The 21,290-nt window shown below is 60.3% G+C and carries 17 protein-coding genes, 1 tRNA gene and 1 pseudogene; 12 read left to right on the top strand and 7 right to left on the bottom strand.

The window, feature by feature from the left end; genetic code table 11:
* Positions 1-226 precede the first annotated feature (226 nt).
* The 5 genes and pseudogenes from Ga0074115_RS17310 to Ga0074115_RS04250 all read left to right on the top strand — a co-directional run.
* Positions 227-304 (top strand): annotated as a pseudogene (locus tag Ga0074115_RS17310) (DUF3592 domain-containing protein); the annotation flags it as partial.
* A gap of 42 nt (positions 305-346) precedes the next feature.
* Positions 347-535 (top strand): hypothetical protein, encoded by a 189-nt coding sequence (locus tag Ga0074115_RS16585; protein WP_456300624.1) that lies wholly within the window; start codon positions 347-349, stop codon positions 533-535.
* 46 nt (positions 536-581) lie between these two features.
* Positions 582-1,250, top strand: a complete 669-nt coding sequence (locus tag Ga0074115_RS15680; RefSeq protein ID WP_232432901.1) for a tellurite resistance TerB family protein — start codon at positions 582-584, stop codon at positions 1,248-1,250.
* 20 nt (positions 1,251-1,270) lie between these two features.
* Positions 1,271-2,260: a TIGR00266 family protein gene (locus Ga0074115_RS04255; RefSeq protein WP_060528247.1), complete on the top strand. Its 990-nt coding sequence runs from the start codon at positions 1,271-1,273 to the stop codon at positions 2,258-2,260.
* Positions 2,261-2,315: 55 nt separating this feature from the next.
* Complete coding sequence (locus Ga0074115_RS04250) at positions 2,316-3,119, top strand: hypothetical protein (protein WP_057956616.1); 804 nt, start codon at positions 2,316-2,318, stop codon at positions 3,117-3,119.
* 97 nt (positions 3,120-3,216) lie between these two features.
* On the opposite strand, the gene Ga0074115_RS04245 is transcribed toward Ga0074115_RS04250, so the two are convergent.
* Positions 3,217-3,798, bottom strand: coding sequence for a superoxide dismutase (locus Ga0074115_RS04245; protein ID WP_057956617.1), 582 nt, complete (start codon positions 3,796-3,798; stop codon positions 3,217-3,219).
* A gap of 160 nt (positions 3,799-3,958) precedes the next feature.
* Here Ga0074115_RS04245 and Ga0074115_RS04240 point away from each other — a divergent pair, with 160 nt between their 5' ends.
* From Ga0074115_RS04240 to grxD, 3 genes are all read left to right on the top strand, one after another.
* Positions 3,959-5,506 carry a hydantoinase B/oxoprolinase family protein gene (locus Ga0074115_RS04240; RefSeq protein ID WP_060528246.1) on the top strand — a complete coding sequence of 516 codons (1,548 nt, stop codon included), beginning with the start codon at positions 3,959-3,961 and terminating at the stop codon, positions 5,504-5,506.
* Between the two features lie 11 nt (positions 5,507-5,517).
* Entirely contained in the window at positions 5,518-7,293 is a 1,776-nt protein-coding gene (locus Ga0074115_RS04235) for an N-acetylglutaminylglutamine amidotransferase (RefSeq protein ID WP_057956619.1), read from the top strand.
* Between the two features lie 304 nt (positions 7,294-7,597).
* Positions 7,598-7,939, top strand: a complete 342-nt coding sequence (gene grxD, locus Ga0074115_RS04230) for a Grx4 family monothiol glutaredoxin (RefSeq protein ID WP_005965905.1) — start codon at positions 7,598-7,600, stop codon at positions 7,937-7,939.
* A 57-nt stretch (positions 7,940-7,996) separates the two neighbouring features.
* Here grxD and rnt read toward each other — a convergent pair whose 3' ends face one another.
* Positions 7,997-8,680 (bottom strand): ribonuclease T, encoded by a 684-nt coding sequence (gene rnt, locus Ga0074115_RS04225; RefSeq protein ID WP_060528245.1) that lies wholly within the window; start codon positions 8,678-8,680, stop codon positions 7,997-7,999.
* A 118-nt stretch (positions 8,681-8,798) separates the two neighbouring features.
* Between rnt and Ga0074115_RS04220 the strand changes: the two genes are divergently transcribed.
* Entirely contained in the window at positions 8,799-9,560 is a 762-nt protein-coding gene (locus Ga0074115_RS04220) for an MlaA family lipoprotein (RefSeq protein WP_232432900.1), read from the top strand.
* Between the two features lie 3 nt (positions 9,561-9,563).
* On the opposite strand, the gene pyrC is transcribed toward Ga0074115_RS04220, so the two are convergent.
* On the bottom strand, positions 9,564-10,598 hold the full coding sequence (gene pyrC, locus Ga0074115_RS04215; protein WP_057956706.1) for a dihydroorotase: 1,035 nt from the start codon (positions 10,596-10,598) through the stop codon (positions 9,564-9,566).
* Positions 10,599-10,752: 154 nt separating this feature from the next.
* Here pyrC and Ga0074115_RS15675 point away from each other — a divergent pair, with 154 nt between their 5' ends.
* Positions 10,753-11,130 carry a sulfur globule family protein gene (locus Ga0074115_RS15675; RefSeq protein ID WP_082626878.1) on the top strand — a complete coding sequence of 126 codons (378 nt, stop codon included), beginning with the start codon at positions 10,753-10,755 and terminating at the stop codon, positions 11,128-11,130.
* An 86-nt stretch (positions 11,131-11,216) separates the two neighbouring features.
* The gene (locus Ga0074115_RS17045) at positions 11,217-11,885 is read left to right on the top strand and encodes a sulfur globule family protein (protein ID WP_269747025.1); all 669 of its coding nucleotides are present in this window, start codon (positions 11,217-11,219) and stop codon (positions 11,883-11,885) included.
* Between the two features lie 230 nt (positions 11,886-12,115).
* Here the strand turns inward: Ga0074115_RS17045 and Ga0074115_RS04200 are convergent, their stop codons facing one another.
* From Ga0074115_RS04200 to Ga0074115_RS04185, 4 genes are all read right to left on the bottom strand, one after another.
* Positions 12,116-15,877: a translocation/assembly module TamB domain-containing protein gene (locus Ga0074115_RS04200; RefSeq protein ID WP_060528244.1), complete on the bottom strand. Its 3,762-nt coding sequence runs from the start codon at positions 15,875-15,877 to the stop codon at positions 12,116-12,118.
* On the bottom strand, positions 15,874-17,598 hold the full coding sequence (locus tag Ga0074115_RS04195; protein WP_057956710.1) for an autotransporter assembly complex protein TamA: 1,725 nt from the start codon (positions 17,596-17,598) through the stop codon (positions 15,874-15,876). Before Ga0074115_RS04195 ends, Ga0074115_RS04200 begins: the two co-directional genes overlap by 4 nt.
* A gap of 567 nt (positions 17,599-18,165) precedes the next feature.
* Positions 18,166-18,252 (bottom strand) — tRNA-Leu (locus Ga0074115_RS04190).
* Between the two features lie 304 nt (positions 18,253-18,556).
* Positions 18,557-20,776: a putative bifunctional diguanylate cyclase/phosphodiesterase gene (locus Ga0074115_RS04185; protein WP_057956711.1), complete on the bottom strand. Its 2,220-nt coding sequence runs from the start codon at positions 20,774-20,776 to the stop codon at positions 18,557-18,559.
* Between Ga0074115_RS04185 and Ga0074115_RS16445 the strand changes: the two genes are divergently transcribed.
* Entirely contained in the window at positions 20,754-21,203 is a 450-nt protein-coding gene (locus Ga0074115_RS16445) for a hypothetical protein (protein ID WP_198295037.1), read from the top strand. The two genes, Ga0074115_RS04185 and Ga0074115_RS16445, sit on opposite strands and share 23 nt — an antisense overlap.
* The last annotated feature ends 87 nt before the right edge of the window (positions 21,204-21,290 follow it).

The raw sequence follows: 21,290 nt of genomic DNA, 5'->3' as shown, positions 1-21,290 counted from the left end.
CCCTGGTGTTCAGCGTCATTTGCGCCTTGGCGGGCTATTTCGCCGCCTTTGAGTGGGGCAAGCCGATCCTCGACAAAGCTGAGGCAAGCGTCAATTGGCCGCAGGTTGCAGGGCGGATCGAGATCGCGGAACTGGAGCAGGCGCGTGACAGTGACGGCAATCGCCTCTACCGAGCCCAGATCGACTACAGCTACCAAGTGGCGGGGCGCACTACCGGGGTTCGCGCATCCGCTTTGATGGTGGCCCCAGCTCCAGCAGCGCCGCTGAGGCGAAGCGGGTACTCAATCGTTACCAGCCGCAGCAGCTGGTTGAGGTCCACTACAATCCGCAAGCACCGGAAGAGTCGGTGCTCGAGCCCGGCACCACCCTGGATAGCTATCTGCCCTACTTTATCGGTCTGACATTTTTTACCATTGGGGTGTTGATCAGCGTTGGCATGCTGCTCAAACTGCTGCTGGTGGGAGGAGTCATCGTCGGTGCGCTGCTGCAGCGGTGGAAGCAGAGAGCAACGCCGCCACCGCCACCCAAAGGCTGAAACGACTGACCTGCCTGGTCTGAACAGAAAGGAAGGAGAGCAAACCATGTTTGATGCAGAGAAGATGTTGGGCGGACTGCTGGGCGGTGTGCTCGGTGGTGACAGCGGAAAGTCCGCCATCCCTTCGGTGGGGATGGGGGTGCTGGGGGTCGCGATGGCCGCCTATGAACATTTTACCAGCCAGAGTGGTGCCGGGCAGGCGTCGGCCCAACCCGGCACGACCCAAGCCCCGCCGCCCCCGCCTGGGCAGGCCGCTGCGCCGCCACCCCCTCCGCCTGGTGTGGCCCCCACCACAGCTGCCCCGCCGCCCCCGCCCGCTGCTCCGCCGGCCGCTGCCGATGGGAGCCAGCCAAGCTTGGCGGTGGTGTTGATCCGCGCCATGATCGCCGCCGCCCATGCCGATGGTGAGGTAGATGCCGATGAACGCCAACGCATCTTCGGCAGGCTTGAGCAGAGCGGTCTCGATCCGGAAGAACGGGCCTTCATGGAGCACGAGATCGACAACCCGGTGAGCGCCGCACAGCTGGCTGGCTGGAGCGACTCCGCTGACAGTGCCCAGCAGATCTACTCGGCATCGCTGCTGGCGATTCAGCTCGATACCCCGCAGGAGGCCGCCTATCTGCGCGCCCTGGCTGGTCGGCTGGGGCTGACAGATGATGCGATCAACGCGGTGCATGCGGCACTGGGTGTGCCGCCGTTGGCGCCTGCAATCTAAACGACAGAAGGAGTATCAGGATGTCTCAAGAGTGGTATCTCAGCTATAACGGCCAGCAGACAGGGCCGATGGATTTCGCGCAGGCCGCCGCCCGCGCCCAGGCCGATCCCAACGGCCACGCCTGGCGTCAGGGCATGGCGGAGTGGCTGCCGATCAACCAGGTCCCAGAGCTGATGAGCGGCCAGCCGCCGGCAGGTTCCGCGCTGGTGCCGGGTAAGGCGGACGAGATTGACTATCAGATCCACGGCCACGAGAGCCAGTTTGTCGAGATCGAGCTCGATCCCGGCGAGAGCGCGGTGGCCGAGGCGGGGGCGATGATGTACAAGGACGCTAGCATCGGCATGACCACCCTGTTTGGCGACGGTTCCGGCAGCGATGGCGGTGGCTTCATGGACAAGCTATTGGGGGCGGGCAAGCGTCTGCTCACCGGCGAGAGTCTGTTCACCACGGTCTTCACCCACAATGGTTCGGGCAAGGCAAAGGTCGCCTTCGCCGCACCCTTTCCCGGCACTATCATCCCGATCTCCCTGGCCGACATGGGGGGGCGGCTGATCTGCCAGAAGGACAGCTTCCTGTGTGCTGCGAAGGGAGTCTCCATCGGCATCCACTTCCAGAAGAAGATCCTCACTGGCCTGTTCGGTGGCGAGGGTTTCATCATGCAGAAACTGGAGGGCGACGGGCTGGTCTTCGTCCAGGCCGGCGGCACCCTAATGGAGCGTGAGCTGGCCCCCGGTGAACAGCTGCATGTGGACACCGGCTGCCTGGTGGGGATGCAGGACTCGGTGCAGTTCGATCTGCAGCAGGCGGGCGGCGTGAAGACCGCCCTGTTTGGCGGCGAAGGCCTCTTCTTCGCCAACCTGCAGGGGCCTGGCAAGGTTTGGCTGCAGTCGCTGCCATTCTCGCGCTTGGCTGGCCGGATGCTGGAGGCCGCGCCCCAAGGTGGTGGGCGAGACCAAGGCGAAGGTTCCGCGCTGGGTGGATTGGGTGACCTGCTGATGGGGGATAATTGATCCGGTGCTTGCCGGTCGGTTCTGCCCTGTCGCAAAACATTAGGAAACCGATGTGATGTTTGGCCTGTTGAAATCGACCCCGCCTATCGATGAGCCCTCAGCGGAGTGGCTGTTTGATGCCTACGCCTGGGCGCTGAGAAACTTCGATGCGCGGGTCTTCCATCAGGAGAGCATCCTGGTGGTGCCCTCCAATGAACATTTTCCGGGTCGCGAAAACAGCCTGCACGGCATGGCAGAGCTGATCTTCGAGCAGGTCAAGGTCTATGCTGGCATGGCCCACTGGCCCTGTCGACTGCTGGATCAGCAGGCCTGTATGACACTGGAAACGCCCAGCCTGCGTCTGGCCGGCGCGATCAGAGGCTCCCGGGGTATTCCGCTCAAGGCGGTGGCGGAGGATCAAAAACTCATCGTCCTCTACCAGCCGAACCAGGTTAGCAATCCGGAGGCGCTGATCGCCAGCTTCGCCCACACCCTGGCCCACTATCTTGGCACCACCGCTGAAGAGCCCCCGCCGGGCGGGCCAGAGCAGTGGCCCCATCTCACGGAACTGTTGGCGGTGTTCATGGGATTTGGGTTGATGTTTGCCAACAGTGTCTACGCCTTCAAAGGCAGCAGTTGTGGCAGCTGCGGCGGTGGCGCCCCGGGGCGCAGCGCCTTTCTTTCAGAGGAAGAGACAACCTACGCCCTGGCAATCTTTGCTGTGCTGAAAGAGATCCCGGCCAAAGATGTCAGCCGCCACCTGAAAAAATCACTGCGCCCGGTCTACAAACAGGCGCTCAAGGATCTGGCAGGACGAGGAGAGCAGCTTGCGCGGTTGCAAAATATCGATGGGGATGCTGTTGCTGCCTTAGCCCAATAGGGTGGATTTTGTGAAGCGCAGCCCGTCATCATCACCCATAAAAAAGGCCTCCCCACCGAGGTGAGGAGGCCTTCTTCACGGCTCAGATCGCTGTCGATCAGCCCATGTTGCTGGCGACGAAGTCCCAGTTGACCAGTTTCCAGAACGCATCCAGGTAGGCGGGGCGGGCGTTGCGGTAGTCGATGTAGTAGGCGTGCTCCCAGACGTCGGCGGTGAGCAGAGCCTTCTTGCCGGCGGTCATCGGGGTGCCAGCGTTGGAGGTGTTGTAGATCTCCAGGCTGCCGTCTTCGTTCTGCACCAGCCAGGTCCAGCCGGAGCCGAAGTTGGTGGCGCCGGAGGTGGCGAACTTCTGTTTGAATTCGTCGAAGGAGCCGAAGGTGCTGTTGATTGCATCGGCCAGGGCGCCGGTCGGGGCGTTCTCATCGCCGGGCGAACGCAGGCAGTTCCAGTAGAAGGTGTGGTTCCAGACCTGAGCGGCATTGTTGAACACGCCGCCCTCGGACTTCATGATGATCTCTTCCAGGGAGGCGTTTTCGAACTCGGTGCCCGGGATCAGATTGTTGAGGTTGATGACGTAGGTGTTGTGGTGCTTGCCGTGGTGGAACTCCAGGGTCTCTTGGGAGATCACAGGCTCAAGGGCGTCGATTGCAAAGGGAAGCGCGGGCAGTTCGTGTGCCATCAGTCAGGTACTCCTTGGATCTTATTGAGAGTCGTGGTGCGGCACAGATCGACCCCACCACTGGTAAAACCTAGTAAAATACTTGGCCATTCTAGCCAGAGGGGTTGAGTCTGGCAAGGTTATTTTTATACTGATTCTAAATGGAAATATGGGAACGTCGATGGACCCGGTTGAACTGAATATTTTCGCCTCGCGTCTGGAGGCGGTCTGTGACGAGATGGGGGCGGTGCTGCGCAATGCCGCCTTTTCGCCCAACATCCGCGACCGTCTCGACTACTCCTGTGCGGTGTTCGACGCTCAGGGGGAGCTCTGCGCCCAGGCGGCCCACATCCCGGTCCACCTCGGTAGCATGGCCTTTGCGATGGCCGGAATCGTCTCGAGTCTGGAGTGGCAGGCTGACGATATGGTGGTCCTCAACGACCCCTATCTTGGCGGCACCCATCTGCCGGATGTGACCCTGATCGCACCGCTCTTTGTCGACGGTGAGCTGACTGCCTTTGTGGTGAACCGCGCCCATCATGCGGATATCGGCGCCGACTCCCCCGGTTCGATGCCGCTCTCCAGCTCTCTGGAACAGGAGGGGCGAGTGATCCCCCCCGATTATCTGCTGCGCGGCGGTGAGCTGAATCAGCGACTCTACCGCAGCCTGGTCGAGGAGAACCGTAACCCGCAGGAGTCGGCCGGTGATTTTGCCGCCCAGATCAGCGCCAACCGCAGTGGTGTGGAACGACTAAGTCTGATGATCGGCGAGTGGGGGCGAGCGGGCTTCCTGAGCGGCCTGCAGGCGCTCAACGATTACGCCGAGAAGTTGGCGCTGAATGCCATCGCCGCGCTGCCCGACGGCGCCTACCGCTTTGAAGATCTGATGGACGATGATGGTCAGGGTAGCCTCGATATCCCGATCCGGGTCTGTCTGACGGTGCGTGGCGGGCGGGTGATGGTTGGTTTCGACGGTACCGCCGGGCAGGTGGCCGGTAACATCAACGCGCCGCTCTCGGTGGCCGCGGCGGCGGTCTTCTACGCCTTCCGCTGCTTGATGCCGCCTCAGATCCCCGCCTGCGCCGGCGCCTTCCGGCCGATCAGTCTCAACGCCCCAATGGGTTGTCTGCTCAATGCGCAGCGCCCGGCGGCGGTGGCGGCGGGTAATGTGGAGACCAGCACCCGGGTGGTGGATGTGGTGCTGGGGGCGTTGGCCCAGGTGGTGCCGGAGCTGATCCCGGCCGCCAGCCACGGCAGCATGAACAACCTGGCGATGGGCAGCGATGCGCCGGGCCGCCGTTGGGACTACTACGAGACCATCGGCGGTGGCATGGGAGCGGGTTGCCGGAGCCCCGGTCAGAGTGGGATGCAGACGCATATGACCAACACTCTCAACACCCCCATCGAGGTGGTGGAGGGCCGCTTTCCACTGCGCATCCGACGTTATGAGCTGCGCCGTGGCTCCGGTGGTGCAGGACGGCATGGCGGCGGTGACGGACTGCGGCGGGAGTTCGAATTCCTCGCCCCGGCCCAGGTCTCACTGCTCACTGAGCGACGCCGACGTGGGCCTTGGGGTGTCGATGGCGGTGGTGCTGGGGCGGCAGGGCGCAATCTGCTGGATGGGGAGGAGCTGCCGGGCAAGGTCAGTCTAAAACTGGAGGCGGGGCAGCGTCTCATCATCGAGACCCCCGGCGGTGGGGGCTGGGGCACTCCCAGTTCCGACGAGTAGGCCGACCGGCGATGTGTGGTATCTGCGGCGAATTGCGCTTTGATGGTGAGCCGGCGGAGCTGGCCGTGATCCAGCGCATGAGCGTCCGACTGGCGCGCCGCGGTCCTGACCACGCCGGTCGTTTCAGCGACGGTCCGCTCGCCTTTGGCCATCGCCGCCTCGCCATTATCGACCTCTCCGAGCAGGCCAACCAGCCGATGTTCGATCCGCAGCTCGGGCTGGTGCTGGTCTTCAACGGCGCCATCTACAACTATCGGGCTCTGCGCGAGATGCTGATCGCCAAGGGCTACCGCTTTTTCTCTACTGGCGATACGGAGGTGATCCTAAAGGCGTGGCACGCCTGGGGCGAGGGCTGCATCGAGCGGCTGGAGGGGATGTTCGCCTTCGCCATCTGGGATCAGCAGCAGCGCCGGCTGACTCTGGTGCGCGACCGGCTCGGTATCAAGCCGTTCTATTATACGCTCGATCAACGCGGTCTGCGTTTCGCCTCCAATACCCAGGCACTGCTGGTGGCAGGTGGCGTCGACACCTCCATCGATCCACTGGCGTTGCACTATCAGTTCACCCTGCATGGGGTGGTGCCGGCGCCCCACACCATCTTCAACGGCATCCGCAAGCTGGCGCCGGGCCACGTGATGCGGGTGAGTGAGGCGGGCGCCGGTCCGCAGCACGCCTATTGGTCCTATCCTGTGGATCGTCCGGCCGTGCCACGCAGTGAGGGCGAGTGGCTGGAGGTGATCGAGGTGGCGCTGCGCCAGGCGGTGCGCCGGCGCAGCCAGGTGGCTGATGTGCCGGTGGCAGTGTTGCTCTCCGGTGGCCTCGATTCGAGTCTGTTGGTGGCGTTGCTGGGGGAGGCGGGGGCCAGCGATCTGCATACCTTTACTATCGGCTTTGAGGATCAGCCGGAGGAGCAGGGTAACGAGTTCGAGTATTCCGATGCGGTGGCGGAGCACTACGCCACCCGCCATCAGCGATTTCTGGTCTCTGATGCCGAGGTGCTGCGGCGTCTGCCGGAGGCAGTGGAGCAGATGGCGGAGCCGATGTTCGGCCAGGATGCTGTGGCCTTCTATCTGCTGGCGGAGCAGGTTGCCAAACAGTTCAAGGTGGTGCAGTCGGGGCAGGGGGCAGACGAGGTATTCGGCGGCTATGCATGGTATCCGCGGATGGTGGCGGATAGTCATGGTGATCCAGTGGCGCGTTTTGCCCGCCACTATTTCGATCGGGATCATGGGGAGTACTTGCGCCTGATCACTCCGTGGCTGGCCGGGGCCGACCACAGCCGGGCGCTGATTGGCGACTATCTACAAGACGTCGCTGATGAGGACTTTATGCAGGCGGTGCTGCGCATGGATCAGACTATGCTGCTGGTCGATGATCCACTGAAGCGGGTCGACAACATGACCATGGCCTGGGGGCTGGAGGCGCGGGTGCCGTTTCTTGATCAGCAACTGCTGGAGCTGGTGGCGGCCTGCCCGGCGGAGCTGAAGCTGCGTGAGGCTGGCAAGTATCCGCTCAAGGCGGTTGCCCGGGGGCGGTTGCCCGACTCTGTCATCGATCGTCCCAAGGGCTATTTCCCGCTGCCGGCGCTGAAGTATGTGCGGGGAGAGTTTCTGACGTTTGTGCGCGATATCCTTGATTCATCGGTGGCGTGCGAGCGCGGTCTGTTCCAGCGAAAATATGTTGAGATGCTGCTGGCGGCGCCGCAGATGCACCACACTCGCCTCTGGGGCAGCAAAATCTGGCAGCTGGCGGTGTTTGAGCTGTGGCTGCAGCGGCAGGGCGTGTAGGTTATTAATCTGGCCGAAGCAGGATCTATCGGCGGTTAATCATAGATATAGGGCGGCCTGTGGCCGCCGTCTGTCATATATTGAAATCACGGATGATGTTGGGCGCAGACTGACCTATACATGTGTCATGTTTAAATGTCGGCAATCAAATGGACCTAGTAATAGCCTCGCCAAGTCCCTACAAAGACACGATGTTCTTCCCCTGTCTGGCGGGGTAAACTGCCGCGCATCATTGCGGCGCTTGAAAAGCGGCAGTCTGCCACCATCTAGTGCCGGTCACTGAACCCATTACCGAGGTATTCCGATGGACGTGTTGGATCGAATTCGTGAACAGGTGGAAGGCAATCCGGTTGTCATCTACATGAAAGGCACCCCCCAGTTCCCCATGTGCGGCTTCTCCTCCCGTGCGGCGGAGGCGCTGAAGGCATGCGGCGCGCCTTTCTCCTACGTCAATGTGCTGGCCGATCAGGAGATCTTTGAGAACCTGCCACGCTACGCAGATTGGCCGACCTTCCCCCAGATCTATGTGGATGGTGAACTGGTGGGCGGCTGCGATATCACCCTGGAACTGCAAGCCAGCGGCGAGCTGAAAACCATGATGGAGAAGGCTGTGGCGAAGTCGGAGGCTGCCGGCAAGTCCGAATAGTCGATTCTCTGCGGCAGGCGCTCACCTCTGCCTGCCGCTTCTCTGTCTCTCTTCCTGTCAGGCCCTGTTGTCGGTCTGCAATGGGGTCTCACTTTTTTGCATTGGCTGATCCCAGGGATTGGCGGGGCTCAGCTCCTGCCAGCGGTTGACGATGGTGCAGAATAGGCGCGCGGTCTGTTCAGTATCGTAGATCGCGGAGTGGGCCTCGTTGCTGTCCCACTCCAGCCCGGCGCACTGGGCGGCCCGCGCCAGCACCGTCTGTCCGTAGGCGAGACCGGCCAGGCTGACTGTGTCAAAGGTACTGAAAGGGTGGAATGGATTGCGTTTGTAGTTGCTGCGTTCCACTGCGGCGTTGATAAAACCTAAGTCAAAAGAGGCATTGTGCCCGACCAGAATGGCACGCTTGCAGCCGCTCGCCTTCACTGCCTTGCGAATTGGCTCAAAGATCTTTTTTAGTGCCTCCCGCTCCGGTAGTGCATCGCGAAACGGGTGGTACGGATCGATGCCGTTAAAGGCGAGCGCCTTGGGGTCGATATTGGAATTGGGAAAGGGTTCGACATGGCAGGCATGGGTCTCACCCAGTTGTAACAGGCCGGCCTCGTCGAGCAGGAGGGTGGTTGCAGCGATCTCCAGCAGGGCATCCTGCTTGGCGTCAAAACCGCCGGTCTCCACGTCGACCACAATCGGCAGGTAGCCGCGGAAGCGGTCGGCGATGATGGGGTTGTATATCGGTTCGTTCATCTGCCAAGGATAATGAAACTGTGGTGGATTTACGACCTACATTGGGGTTGGTCAGGGCAGTTCTTATGAATGTTCTGCAGGATGCCGGGTATGCTGAGGGAGATAGGGTGCCGTTATGATGAGTCGTTTTTTTTTGCAGAGTGGCGCTGTGAGTGTGTTGGTGCTGGTTTGCTTGGGGATGATCTCCGGTTGTGCCAGTGTGCCTGCTGAACAGGCTCATCCGTCCGATCCACTTGAATCGTTCAATCGTGGCAGCGATCGTTTCAACAGGGACTTTGATGAGGCTATCGGCAAGCCGGTGGCCAAAGGGTACCGTCGGGTGTTGCCCGATCCGTTTGATCGGGGTTTCACCAACTTCTTCGAGAACCTGACCGACGTCAACTCAGCTGCCAACAATCTGCTGCAGGCGAAACCCAAACAGGCGGCCTCTGATGTGGGGCGGTTCTGCGTCAACACCACCATCGGTCTGCTCGGTTTCTTCGATGTAGCCAGTGATATGGGGCTGCAGCGCTATCGGGAGGATTTCGGCCAGACGCTTGGTCATTGGGGTTACGAGGAGTCCGCTTATTTTGTCATTCCGATCCTTGGGCCGAGTACGGTGCGGGATGCTGCAGGGCGAGTGGTGGATCTGTTTATCAATCCGCTCTACTTCACGCAGGAAGGGCTGCGTTGGAGCTTGTTGGTGGTCAAGCTGATCGACATCAGGGCAGACCTGCTGGAAACGGTCGAAGCCGTGGATGAGGCGGCGCTGGACCGCTATGTCTTTGTGCGAGAGTCCTATCTGCAGAAACGCCGCTACGATATCTTCGATGGCGATCCTCCGTTGGAGGACGACCTGTTCGATGAGTTCTTCGATGAAGATCTTAATCAGACTCCATAGCGGTTAATCATTGACGATTCGCCATTCAATCTTCTCCCCGGCACGTAGCGGGATTACCCGGTCACTGCCAAAGGCGTAACTGGTCGGTACATCCCAGGCGCTTTTCTCCAGCGTGATGCTGTCACTGTTCCTTGGCAGTCCGTAAAAGTCCGGCCCGAAGTGGTTGGCAAATCCCTCTAGCTTGTCCAGCGCGCCGGCGCGGTCGAAGGCCTCTGCATAGAGTTCGATGGCGGCGTGGGCGGTGTAGCAACCGGCGCAGCCGCAGGCGCACTCTTTGGCGTGAACCGGATGGGGGGCGCTGTCGGTACCCAGAAAGAAGCGAGGATCGCCGCTGGTGGCAGCATCGACCAGTGCCTGTCGGTGTCGCTCCCTTTTAAGGATCGGCAGGCAGTAGAGGTGAGGACGGATGCCGCCAGTGAAGATCGCTGTGCGATTGTAGAGCAGGTGGTGGGCGGTGATGGTGCCCGCAACCCGTCCGGAAGCCTGTTTAACAAACTCCACGCCCTCCTGGGTTGTGATGTGCTCCAGCACTAGACGTAGCTCAGGGAACCTCTCCACAAGTGGCGCCAACTGTTGATCGAGAAAGACGGCTTCACGGTCGAAGGTGTCGACCTCCGGGTGGGTTGCCTCGCCATGAATCAGCAGCGGCAGATCGTGCTGCTGCATCGCCTCTAGAGTGGGATAGATACGTTCGATATTGGTGACACCGGCGTCCGAATTGGTAGTGGCGCCGGCCGGATAGAGCTTTATCGCATGCACAAAATCGGAGGCCTTGGCGCGGGCGACCTCATCGGGACCGAGGTTATCGGTCATATAGAGTGTCATCAGCGGCTCGAAACAGCTCCCCTCTGGCAGGGCGGAGAGGATTCGTTGTCGGTAGGCCTGAGCGGTATCGGTATTGGCCACTGGCAGTTTGAGGTTAGGCATGATGATGGCACGGGCAAACTGTTTGGCCGAATGGGCCAGGACAGAGGTCATCGCCGCGTCATCACGCAGATGGAGGTGCCAGTCGTCGGGACGGTGGATGGTTATTTTCATAGAATGTAATTCTTATAAAATAATATTATCTAATAATAAATAGAATAAATTTGTTAGATTAAGTAAATACTAATATTCTTTCGCTCGAAGGCTACGCTGTATCTGCTTTCGACAACGCTGCTAAAGACACATTGTATCTATTGGAGAGTTAACAATGAACAAAATCGTTAAAGCCGCTGCTGCTGCAGCTCTGGTTGTTGCTTCTGCTTCTGCTTCTGCTTGGTGGGGCGGTCCTTGGGGCAATCGTGGTTGGAATGACAACAACTGGATGGGCGATGGTTTCGGCGACGGCGCTTTCGATTTCAACATGAGCGCTCGTGGTCGTGGCAACGGTTACGGTAGCGGCTACAACCGTTACAACGACTACTACGGTTACGGTCCTTACGGCTACGGTGCTCCTTATGGCGCTCCTTACGGTGCTCCCTATGGCGCTCCTTACGGTGCTCCCTATGGCGCTCCTTACGGTGCTCCCTATGGCGCTCCTTACGGTGCCCCGGTTGCCCCTCAGGCTCCGGCTGCTCCTGCTAAATAAGTAGGAACGAATCAGGATGATTGAGAGCACAGGGACGTGCTGAAAAGACAAAGCGTGGTTTTCAAAAGATTTTCCGGGTGAGTGACATGAAAAAGGTTTCTACTATCGCTGCTGCCGTTGCACTGGCTGCTGCTTCTGCTTCCGCAAGTGCCTGGTGGGGCAACAACGGCAACAACTGGGCGAATGATTTCCTTGGTGACGGTTTTGCTGATGGTGCTTTCGACATGAACTTCAGCATGCGTGGCCAGGGTCGCGGCAATGGCTACGGCTACAACCGTTACAATGATTACTACGGCCCTTACGGTTACCCCTACTATGGTGCCCCCTATGCAGCGCCGGTTGCTCCGACCGCTGAGCAGCAGGCTGCCCTGACCGAACAGCAGAAGACCTTCGCTGAGCAACAGCGCAAGGCCTTCGAGCAGGCGATTGCCGCCCAGCGCGAGTACGCCAAGAACTTCCAGAACGTTGATCCTTTTGCGTCCATGGAGCAGGAGAGGAAGGCCATGCAGGAGCGTATGGCTGCAGAGCGCAAGCAGATGGAACAGCGCTTCGCCAACTTTGCTCCCGCTAACCGCGCCATGCCTGCTGACGTTGCCAAGCGCATGGAAGAGCCCAAGGCTCGCCGTGAAGCATCTATGAAAGAGATGGAGGCGCGCCGCGCCGAAGCTCGCAAGCAGATGGAAGAGCGTCGCAAGGTTGCTATGGAGCGCAAGCCTTTTGAGCGCCCGGCCTTCGCACCGCACAAGGACATCTAAACTCTTGCGGGTTTGATGCCGAAAAAGGCGCGTTCGAGTAATCGGACGCGTCGCACTGCTGACAAAGCCCTCGCTGTCTGGCGGGGGCTTTGTTTTTTATGGGGTTTGCTGAACTCCAACCCCATCTGTAGTACGCATCCCTGACGCTTGCGATGATGCGGTAACTCGTCCCAAGTGTTTCTCCTTTGATTCCCTGATGGTTCTGCTTGGGAGGCTTAACCGCTCCCGGCTCAACGCTCGATGGTGTAGAACAGGTCCACCCCCTGGGAGCGACCGGTCTCGGTCTGGATTTGCAGCCTGTCGGTGAGGTCGTAGCGCAGCCGCAGCTTGGTTTCGCGCGAGGCCAGTTCGTTGACGTATTGCACGTAGAGGCGCGGTGACAGATAGGTGCCGGCCACCACCGATGCCTCGGCCAGGCTGTTACCGGTCTCCACCCGCAGTTCCTCCAAACCTAACTGACGACCCACCTCGGTGGTGAGGCTACCCACACCGGTGGCCTGTAGCGCCGTGGCCACGCCCACATTGGCGCCGGATTCACCCGGCGGATGCCCGGTGAGCAGATAGGAGACGACCTCACTCTGGGTCATGGACGGGGTGGAGTAGAGTGTCAGCTTGGGCGCCTTCAGGGTACCGCTCACGCGCAGCCCGGCGGTCACCTCGCCAACCTCGCGTACCGCCTGCACGTCTAGCCCCGGATTGTCCACCGGGCTGTCGGCGAACAGGGCGTAGCCGCGTTCTATTTTGAGGTCCTGGCCGTAGGCGCGGTAGCTGCCGTCCGTCACACCCAACCGACCGCGACCGATGACCGGCCGACCCGGTTCGTCGATCACCAGCAGGTTGCCGGTGAGGTTGGCGCGCAGGCCGAAGCCCTCGAAGCTGACTCTGTCGCCGAAGACGATGCGCAGCCTGGAATGGAAGTTCGGATCGGCCTGTTCCTGTTGTGGTGCATCGCGGCCCACCACCACCAGATCCGGGGTGTCGGTGACAACGGTTTCTGGCAGTTCCCGTGGCCGGATGCGGCCGTAGGGGATGCGGATCTCGCCGTCCAGCTCGGTTTTTTCCTTGGTGTGCCGGATCAGCAGATCCGGCGATACATGCACCTCCGCCTCGGGGATGTTCAGCGCCATCCAGTTTTTACCCTGCAGCTTGAGTTGGGTGGGATAACCCTCGGCCGGTTCGATGCGGGTCTCACCCTCCAGGGCCAGGGTTCCTCCGCCGGAGCGTACCCTGCCCTTTATCTCCAGCCGTTCCAGAGTCGGTGCCTTCAGGCTCAGGCCCAGTTCGCGCAGCTCCAGCCCGAGTTCCGGGATATCCAGGGCTCCCTCCTTCAGCTCTGCTTTTCCCTTGAGTTCGGGTCTGGTCAGGCGCCCGGCCAAGGTGAAATCCAGATCGATGTAGCCCGCTACATTCTGCAACTGTGGTGCCATCGCCGAGGCCAGGCTCAGGTCGTTGATGCGTGCTTTAAGCTGGCCGGACAGGGGTTGCTTGTCCGGGGCAAGCGCCGACAGTTTCAGCCCGGGCAGGCGTATTTCTCCGTCGATCTCCCCCAGGTCGGCCAGGGGTATGCCGATTTCGGCATGGGCACCCGTGGCATCCAGCTTCGCCTGCAGGCTGCCACCGGAGAAGTCCAGTTGGTGTGGTTCGCCCTGCAGCACGAAGGCTAGCTGGCCCTCGGGCAGCTCCAGCTCGGCTCGGCCACGGATATCCCCATCTGGGTCGGCATAAAAGTCCGCCGCCAGGTCACTGCGACCAGTGAGCTTCAATTCCGGGGGCAGCCAGTGCTGGAAGAAGGCCAGGGGAAAGGCGGGGGCGCTCAGCTTCGCTTTCCAGCCCTTGGCGTCGCTGCCGTCGAATGCCGCGCACAGACGCCCGCCGTCGGCGGCCAGACAGAGTTCCCGCACCCGCTGGGTCTCGGTCGCCAGGGTGAAGAGGGTGGGGTGCTCCAGATCCCAGCGGCCGATCTCAGGCAGAGTGAGAGCCAGAGCCTGCAAGGTTCCGCTCCAGCTGTTTTTCTCATCCAGGCCGGCGTCGATGAGCAGTTGCGCGGCCGGTGCCTGCTCGCTCTCTAGTTTCAACTCGATCTGGTGCGCATTGCGCGTGCCCTTGGCGTCCAGCGTCAGTTGGTGCCACTGCATGGCGCCGGATTTCAGCCCTCGGGCTGCCAGCTCCAGGTCGATATTCTGCTTACCGCCCAGCTCCAGCTCCGCCTGTACCTGGAGATCTGCAACCGCGTGCTCCTCGAAACCGATGGCCTTGCCATCGATGTTGGCCTTGAGCTGTGGTGCTTCACGGCTGCCAGCCAGCCGGCCCTCGCTGTGCAAGGAGCCGGACAGGCCTGGCCACAGGCTGGCCAGATTATCTGCCTGTAGCTTCCAGCCCAGGTCGAGGATGTTGCCGGCGCTGCCCCCGATGCGAATCACACTGCTGCCGGAGGTCAGCGCCAGTTGCTTGATGTGCAGCGTCTCGCCGGTCAGTTTCAGTTCGCCCTCGGCCTTGAGCGGATAATCGCGCAGCACGCCCTCAAGCTGGGTCAGCTCTACCTCGGCTTGCGGCGTGCCTTCCGCCACCCGGCCTCGGGTGGCCAGCTGCAGCGCCAGTTTGCCGGGAAAGTCGGGGTGGAACAGACCGGGGTTAATGCTGGTGCCGGTCAGGCTCAGCTGCCAGGCCGGCTGCGGCGCCCAGTCGGCGCGGCCGGAGCCGTCGATCTGCCCCTCTGGCAGGCGGATGCGCAGGGCCTCGAAGTCCACGCCATCGGTATTGCCGCTGCCGGATGCCTCCAGCGTGAGCGCCGGCTGATCCGGCAGGATCGCGTCCAGGGTCAGTTGGTAGCGGTAGTCTGCCGGTTGGCCCTTGATTTTCAACCGGCCCTGGTTGCTGCGTACCTGGACTCTCTCCCCGATCAGGGGCCAGCGCAGAGCGCTCCAGGCGAGCTCGGCACCGAATACGCCCAAGGCGTCGTCGGCAGTGTATCGACCGGAGCCTTCGAGTTTAGAGCCAGCGGGAGTGGTGATGAGCAGCCGTTCGGCGGTCACCGTGCCGTCTTCATAGGTCCCGGCCAGGTCCATATTCAGCTCGCCCAGGGTGGGCTCGGTCAGCCTCAGTCTGCCGTCGACCTTGACTACCTCCGGAGTGCCGCTGCTGTGCAGTCGTCCGCTGACCCGGATAGGAAAGTCGGCGGCAAAGGCGCCGAGATCGGTGTCGTTCAGGGTCAGCTTCGCATCCCACCGGGGTGCCTGCTGCAGTTCGTACAGGCTGGCGTTCAAAACGGCGGCGAGGGGGGCAGATAGGGTCTGTTCGAGTTTGAGTTCGGCCAGATCGCCGGTAATCTGGCCCTGGCCGGAGAGCTCTGGGCCTTCGGGTAACTGGTAGTGCCAGCCCAACTCCAGGTTCAGTGGCAATAACGGAGCCAATTGCAGCTCGCCGGCCAGCTCCACCCGGGCGCCAAAGCCAGCAGCCTCCAGATGTTCGATCTGCACCACATCGTCGACGGCCCGGGCAGCCAGGCCGACTTGTTCGATGACGATGGGTTCGGCTGTCGTGGGTGGGATGATGTGGATGTCGGTCAGCTGGAGCGATTCCAGCACCAGCTCCAGGGGCAGGCTGAGGCCGGGGAAGGGTTTGGTCGGGGCGGCGTCCGACTCGGTTGGCGGCAATGCCAGGCGGCCCCGATCCAGTTCCAGGGAGATGATCTGCAGGCGCCGCTGCAACAAGGCGGTGGGCCGCCAGTCCAGGTGTAGCCGGTCCAGCTCCAGTAGCAGATCGCCATCGTGATAGCTGAGCCCGGTGAGGTCCAGCGGGCCGGTGAGGCGGCCCTTGAGGCTCTCCGCGGACAGCTCGCCGGGGGCCAGATCCCGGGCCAGGTCGAACAGCCAGCGGGTGCCGTTTTCACTATGCACTACAAGGCCTAGTCCCAGGAGGAGGCCGATCAGGGCCAGCAGGGCGGTGTTGAGCAGGGTCACCAAAACATGCAGCGCTTTTCTGCGCCAGCTCATAGCTCGGGGCCGACTACGATGTGCAAGCGCAGCGCGGCTTCATCCGTGCTCAGAGTCCTGGCCAGATCGATGCGGACCGGCCCCACTGGAGAGTGCCAGCGCAGACCGATGCCGGCGCTGTAGTGGATCTCGGCATCGTAGTCGGGGTCGAAGGCGTTGCCGGCATCGATGAACATGGCAGCGCTCCACTTGCCAGTCAGCAGACGTTCCAGCTCGATGCTGCCCACGGCGAGAAAGCGACCGCCGATCACCTCGCCGGATGCATCCCGCGGGCCAATCTCATCCAGGCCGAAGCCGCGTACGCTGTTGTCACCACCGGCGAAGAAGCGCTTGGAGGCGGGCAGATCGGTCAGCCCCTCCGCCAAGGTGGCGCCTAGCTCCGCCCGGGCGAGGATGCGCCAGTGGCCGTCGCCCAGACCGCGGATGAGCTTGTTGTTGGTGTGGGCCTGGATGTAGCTGGTGCTGGATAGCAGTTGCTGGGTGGCGCCCTCGAGGCGGAAGTCGATCCGATGGCCGCGCTGGATGTAGTCCAGGCTGTCGCTGTGCAACTGCGACCAGCTGAGGTAGGGCACCAGCAGGAAGGCGTTGTCGTCCTGCGCGCCCACTTCGAAATTCTCGTAGGAGTAGTCGATGCCGATGGTGCGTCGCCAGTCGTTGTCCAGGCCGATTGAGTGGGCGCTGTTGAGCAGCAGGCGCACGCCAAGACGGCTGTCGGTATCGTAGTGGTCACCCTGAGCCGAGAACGATAGGGAGTCTTGTGATGGTCGCTCCAGAGGGATGGTGTATTCCGTCTTCAGTGAGCTGCGTGGCGCCGACAGACGCAGCTCGCTGAGCATGCGGTGGCCTTCACTGTTGATCAGTCGGCGTTTCCAGTCCAGGGTGATGCGCGGTCCGGTGTCGGTGGAGAAGCCGATGCCGGCGCGGTAGCGGTTCGGTTTGTTGGGCGATAGCAGCAGCTCGATGGGTACCTGATCTGCCACTGCCTGATCGCGCAGGGTGCGCACTTCTACATGGTTGAAGTATTCGCTGTCGATCAGGTTGGATTGCAGCGTCAACAGCTGCTCGTGGCTGAACGGGTCGCCCGGTTGGAAGCGCAGGTAGCGGGCCAGGAATCCGGGGTCCAGCTTGTCTTGTATGAAGCGTACCTCGCCGAAGTGGTAGTGCGGGCCGGTCTCCAGTTGCAGGCGAATGGAGGCCTGGTAGCTGTCCAGATCTACCCGAACCTGGTGGATAGTGTAGCGGGCGTCCAGGTAGCCGGCCTCGATGGCATCGCTCAGTAGCTGCTGCTTGAGCTTCTCATAGCGAGCCTGGTTCAGGAAGGTGCCTGGCTGCAGGTCGAGGCCGAATGCAAATAGGGTGTCATTTCTGCCCGGGCCGGTGGTGTTGAACTCGACCTTCGCCAGTTGGACCCGGGGGCCTGGCTCGATCTGGTAGCGGGCATGGTAGCCGGTGTTGGTTTGCTCCAGGCGGGAGCCGATTGCCGGCTTGAAGTGGCCAAAGGGTTGCAGTGCCCGACGGATCTCCGCCGGTGCCTGTCGGTGCAGCAGGCGCATGCGACCCTTGGTCAGAGCTTCTCGCTCCTTCTCCCGCTCGAGAGAGAGGAAAGCGCGTACATTCGCCTCCTGCTCCCTGTCCAGGCCTTCGATCTGCACCTCAATCTCTAGGGCATGCGCGGCTGCGGCGGCCAGCAGCAGCCAGGTGGCAACAAAAAATTGCTGCATTGGCCTCCATACAATTCGGAAATAAAGATGTAGGAATTTTACCAGTTCCGCCCGGTACGGAAGCGAATTCATATACAAGGAGGCCTCTGGTCAAGTCATGAACGCGTATCTTGTGCCCAGAATATCCAGCTTCTGCGTGGCAAATCTCGGCAACGACTCCATGTGTTGCCCTACCTCCTGCATCCATGCAGTCGTTCGCAATAGCCAGTTATCCCCGACAGGGATGTCGGGGAGGAGCGTGAGCAGGGAGCGATAGCCTTACGTGCGATTTGCGCCTTGAATCTGAATATTCTGAATCACAATCGACTTCGTCCAGACTTAATCAGAGGCTTCCAAGCAAAAATTCCTGGCGTCGATGGGGCTTTATCGGATGATGATGGAGCGACGGGGTAAAGAGAAGGCCGCACTCCTTGTGACCAACAACATGAAAGAACCCAAGCGGGTGTCGGGGCTGCGTGCGGAGAATTGAGTATAGGTGATCTGATATGTCCAGCTGTGTTGCCCAAGAATAACAAAGGCCTGCATTTGCAGGCCTTTAATGTCGCCTGACTACAGTCAGGCCTAAGCTGGTACCGAGGGACGGACTCGAACCGTCAAGGCCGTGAAGCCGGGGGATTTTGAATCCCCTGTGTCTACCAATTCCACCACCCCGGCGTGGTAGGTGATGATTATAAACGTGTTGTGGAGCGGCTGAAAGGGGTTAGGGAGCCTCTGATCACGTCATGAACGCGTATCTTGCGCCTAGAGTATCCAGCTTCTGCGTTGCAAATCTCGGCACCGGCTCCATGTGTGACTTTACCTTCTGCATCCATGCAGTCGTTCGCAAGAGTCAGCTATCCCCGATATCCCTGTCGGGGAGGCGCGTGAGCAGGAAGCGGGAGCTTTACGTGCGATCTGCGCCTTGAGTCTGAATGTTCAGATTCACAATCCACTTCGTCCAGACTTAATCAGAGACTCCTTAGCCGGTTTTAGCTGGTTTGTTGAGTTCGGGGGCGGGTTTGCCGAATAGGTACCCCTGGCCATATTTGAAACCGATGCGCCTGAGACGTTTTGCCGTCAGCTTATCCTCGATACCTTCAGCCACCAGGCGATGGCCAGCGTCAATAATCATTTTGGCGAGATAGATCAGGATCCGCTGTTGCTCCTTGTCGTTGAGCAGCTGGACCAGGGTGATGTCGAATTTGACGATGTCCACTGGCATGGTGGCGAGATATTTAAAGGAGGAGTAGCCGCTGCCAAAGTCGTCGAGAGCGATCTCGAAGCCGATGTTTCGCAATCGCTTGAGGTTCTTGGTCGCCAAGTGAAGCTGGGTGATCAGCGCCGTCTCTGTGACTTCCAGCACCAGTTTGTGGCTCCTTACGTAGGGCTGGAAATCCTCCAGCCAGTCGATGATGCCTTCGTCCACCACCGAGGGGGGAGAGAGGTTGATCGAAACCCCGCTGCCGGGTGGGATGCGATTGCTCTCCAAATCGCGAAAGATTGCCTCGATGATCGAGCGGTCAAGATCGGGTTCGAGTCGGCGTGCTTCCACCAGCGGGAAGATATGGGAGGGCATGATCAGCTCATCACCATGCTGAATACGCACCAAGGCTTCATAGTAGTGGGTCTGTCCGCTCTCCAGATCGACGATCGGTTGGTAGTAGATGCGCAAATCTTTTCCACTGGTCACCGCCTCGTAGACGGCGAGGCGGGTCCAGCTGGAGAAGAGCCCCTGGGTGCTTTTCTCCATCGCCGGGGTGAACAGGGCGATGGAGGATGAGCTGGGCCGCTTGGCGGAGTACATCGCCACATCCGCCTTCCACTGCAGGGATTGCAGTGGATCGTTTTCGAGCCGGTCGGTGTGGGTCAGTCCAATACTGATGCGCACCGGTTCGCGTACCCCAAACTTTTGGAAATTGCTTTGGGCGGTTGCCTGTTCACAGCGTTCGGCAATGCTCAGTGCGGTTTGGGGTGTGCAGTTGATGAGGAAGGTGGCAAATTCATCACCGCCGAGACGAAACAGGCGTTCATTCTTGCGCAGCACTCCTTGGATAGTTTTGGCGATCACTTTCAGTACCTGATCGCCAGCCTGGTGGCCGTAGCTGTCGTTTATCGCCTTGAAATGGTTGATGTCGAATAGCGCTAGGCAGATCGGGGTTCGGCTGTCGGCAAAGATGTCATTGAGTTCCTGCCAGTATTTCTCGAATGCTCGCCGATTGTGTGCGCCGGTGAGTGGGTCGTGGTGGGCCATTTTCCACAGTTCACGATTTTTCTGGTCAAGGCTCCGGTTAACGTCGTTGAGCCGCATGTGGTAGGCGTTGAGTGATTGCCGGATCTTCTCCAGTTCTGCGATCTGGAATGGTTTACTGAGCGAATTCGGGACAGATTCACCAGGGTTTTCGCGCAACAGATCGATGTGTCGGGAGACTCGCTGGATCGGTTGGCTGAGCAGCCAGATTACGAAAGGGTAGAAGAGCAGGGTGACCAGCCCCATGAGTAATCCAAAATGGACGAAGGCTGATGTCATGATCTTCAACAAGGCATCGGAAAAAGGGTCTGTGCGCAGATCAAACTCGATCAGGCCCTGCAATTCATGCAGTGGAATCGGGGCCGCGGCTGGCCGTTCAATATGGATCGATTCTGCGTCGATCTGGCTGAAGCCGCCGGTTCTGAAAAGCTCCGGCAAGAACCGAATCAGGGTGGCGACATAACCCAGTGTTGAGCCCTCCTTGTTGGTGACTGGGGTGTACAGCAGTAGCGAGGGTTTGTTGCCGTCAAAGATCAGTGTTGCCGTGTCGGACTTCTCTGGCACCCGTGCTGGCAGCAGTGAGGTGTCGAGTTTGCCCAGTACCTTGCCTTTGGCGTTATAGATGGCAGCATCCTGGGTGTAGTCCGGCAATACTTCTGAGCTGAGTGCTCGGTGTTTATGCCAGTAAGCGTAGAAGTTTGGATTTTGGATCTGCTGCCGCACTTCCTGCCAGCGGGCATATGCTTTGGTGCGGTCAAGAATTTCTCGATAGGCGGCATTGATGGCCCTGCTTAGTTCGACATCTGCTTGAGTGAGCGAGGTGGTCTGGAACTCCTGTCTCAGATGGTCTATCTGTTGCAGGGTAATGATGCTGAGGAGCCCCAGCATAGCCAGGGCGGCAAAGATGAAAAGGGCGAGATAGGCCTTGATGGATGGGGCTTTTTTCGCCATTTTTGGCCTATTTCCTGTTGTTGTTTTCCAGGGCCGCTTCCACGGCTTCTACCAGATCGAATTCGTGTTCGTGATCGAAGAAATGGTTGGCTCCCTCCACTTTGATCAGTTTAACCCGCCTATCTTGCAGTTGTCGGCTCCATTGCGGAGTGATGCGCTGATCGGAGCCACCGATGATAACCGTGGTCGTGGTCTGGATGGTTGCCATCTTCGACAGGATTTTCTGTCTGGACCAACTGACATAGGAGAGATAGGCGGAGGGGGTGGTCGGGTAAAGCTTACAAAATGCCAGGCCAAAGTTGTCGAGCCTCTGCCCCTGGCCAGCCTTGAGCGCGTGTTTGGCGCGTTGGATGTCTGCCAGCGTTTCATTGGCAGCTGGACCCTGGCCGAAATGGGTGAGACTGATCAGAATCGCGGCAGATATTAATCGTTCCGAAAGTATTGGCAGTCTATTTTTGAACTTGCCAAAATATACTTTGTATCTGACATGCGGAAGAAACTCTTAATCAGCGAA

Origin of the sequence: endosymbiont of Ridgeia piscesae, assembly GCF_001443665.1 — a bacterium.
In the GTDB taxonomy this organism is placed as follows: domain Bacteria; phylum Pseudomonadota; class Gammaproteobacteria; order Chromatiales; family Chromatiaceae; genus Endoriftia; species Endoriftia persephonae.
The sequence above is the reverse complement of the archived record's forward strand: the minus strand, read 5'-3'. Positions and strand labels throughout refer to the sequence as shown.

Coding starts and splice junctions, on each gene's coding strand:
- Ga0074115_RS15680 (WP_232432901.1), top strand. CDS start 582: ATGTTTGATGCAGAGAAGATGTTGGGCGGACTGCTGGGCGGTGTGCTC.
- Ga0074115_RS04255 (WP_060528247.1), top strand. CDS start 1,271: ATGTCTCAAGAGTGGTATCTCAGCTATAACGGCCAGCAGACAGGGCCG.
- Ga0074115_RS04250 (WP_057956616.1), top strand. CDS start 2,316: ATGTTTGGCCTGTTGAAATCGACCCCGCCTATCGATGAGCCCTCAGCG.
- Ga0074115_RS04245 (WP_057956617.1), bottom strand. CDS start 3,798: ATGGCACACGAACTGCCCGCGCTTCCCTTTGCAATCGACGCCCTTGAG.
- Ga0074115_RS04240 (WP_060528246.1), top strand. CDS start 3,959: ATGGACCCGGTTGAACTGAATATTTTCGCCTCGCGTCTGGAGGCGGTC.
- Ga0074115_RS04235 (WP_057956619.1), top strand. CDS start 5,518: ATGTGTGGTATCTGCGGCGAATTGCGCTTTGATGGTGAGCCGGCGGAG.
- grxD (WP_005965905.1), top strand. CDS start 7,598: ATGGACGTGTTGGATCGAATTCGTGAACAGGTGGAAGGCAATCCGGTT.
- rnt (WP_060528245.1), bottom strand. CDS start 8,680: ATGAACGAACCGATATACAACCCCATCATCGCCGACCGCTTCCGCGGC.
- Ga0074115_RS04220 (WP_232432900.1), top strand. CDS start 8,799: ATGAGTCGTTTTTTTTTGCAGAGTGGCGCTGTGAGTGTGTTGGTGCTG.
- pyrC (WP_057956706.1), bottom strand. CDS start 10,598: ATGAAAATAACCATCCACCGTCCCGACGACTGGCACCTCCATCTGCGT.
- Ga0074115_RS15675 (WP_082626878.1), top strand. CDS start 10,753: ATGAACAAAATCGTTAAAGCCGCTGCTGCTGCAGCTCTGGTTGTTGCT.
- Ga0074115_RS17045 (WP_269747025.1), top strand. CDS start 11,217: ATGAAAAAGGTTTCTACTATCGCTGCTGCCGTTGCACTGGCTGCTGCT.
- Ga0074115_RS04200 (WP_060528244.1), bottom strand. CDS start 15,877: ATGAGCTGGCGCAGAAAAGCGCTGCATGTTTTGGTGACCCTGCTCAAC.
- Ga0074115_RS04195 (WP_057956710.1), bottom strand. CDS start 17,598: ATGCAGCAATTTTTTGTTGCCACCTGGCTGCTGCTGGCCGCCGCAGCC.
- Ga0074115_RS16445 (WP_198295037.1), top strand. CDS start 20,754: ATGGATGGGGCTTTTTTCGCCATTTTTGGCCTATTTCCTGTTGTTGTT.
- Ga0074115_RS04185 (WP_057956711.1), bottom strand. CDS start 20,776: ATGGCGAAAAAAGCCCCATCCATCAAGGCCTATCTCGCCCTTTTCATC.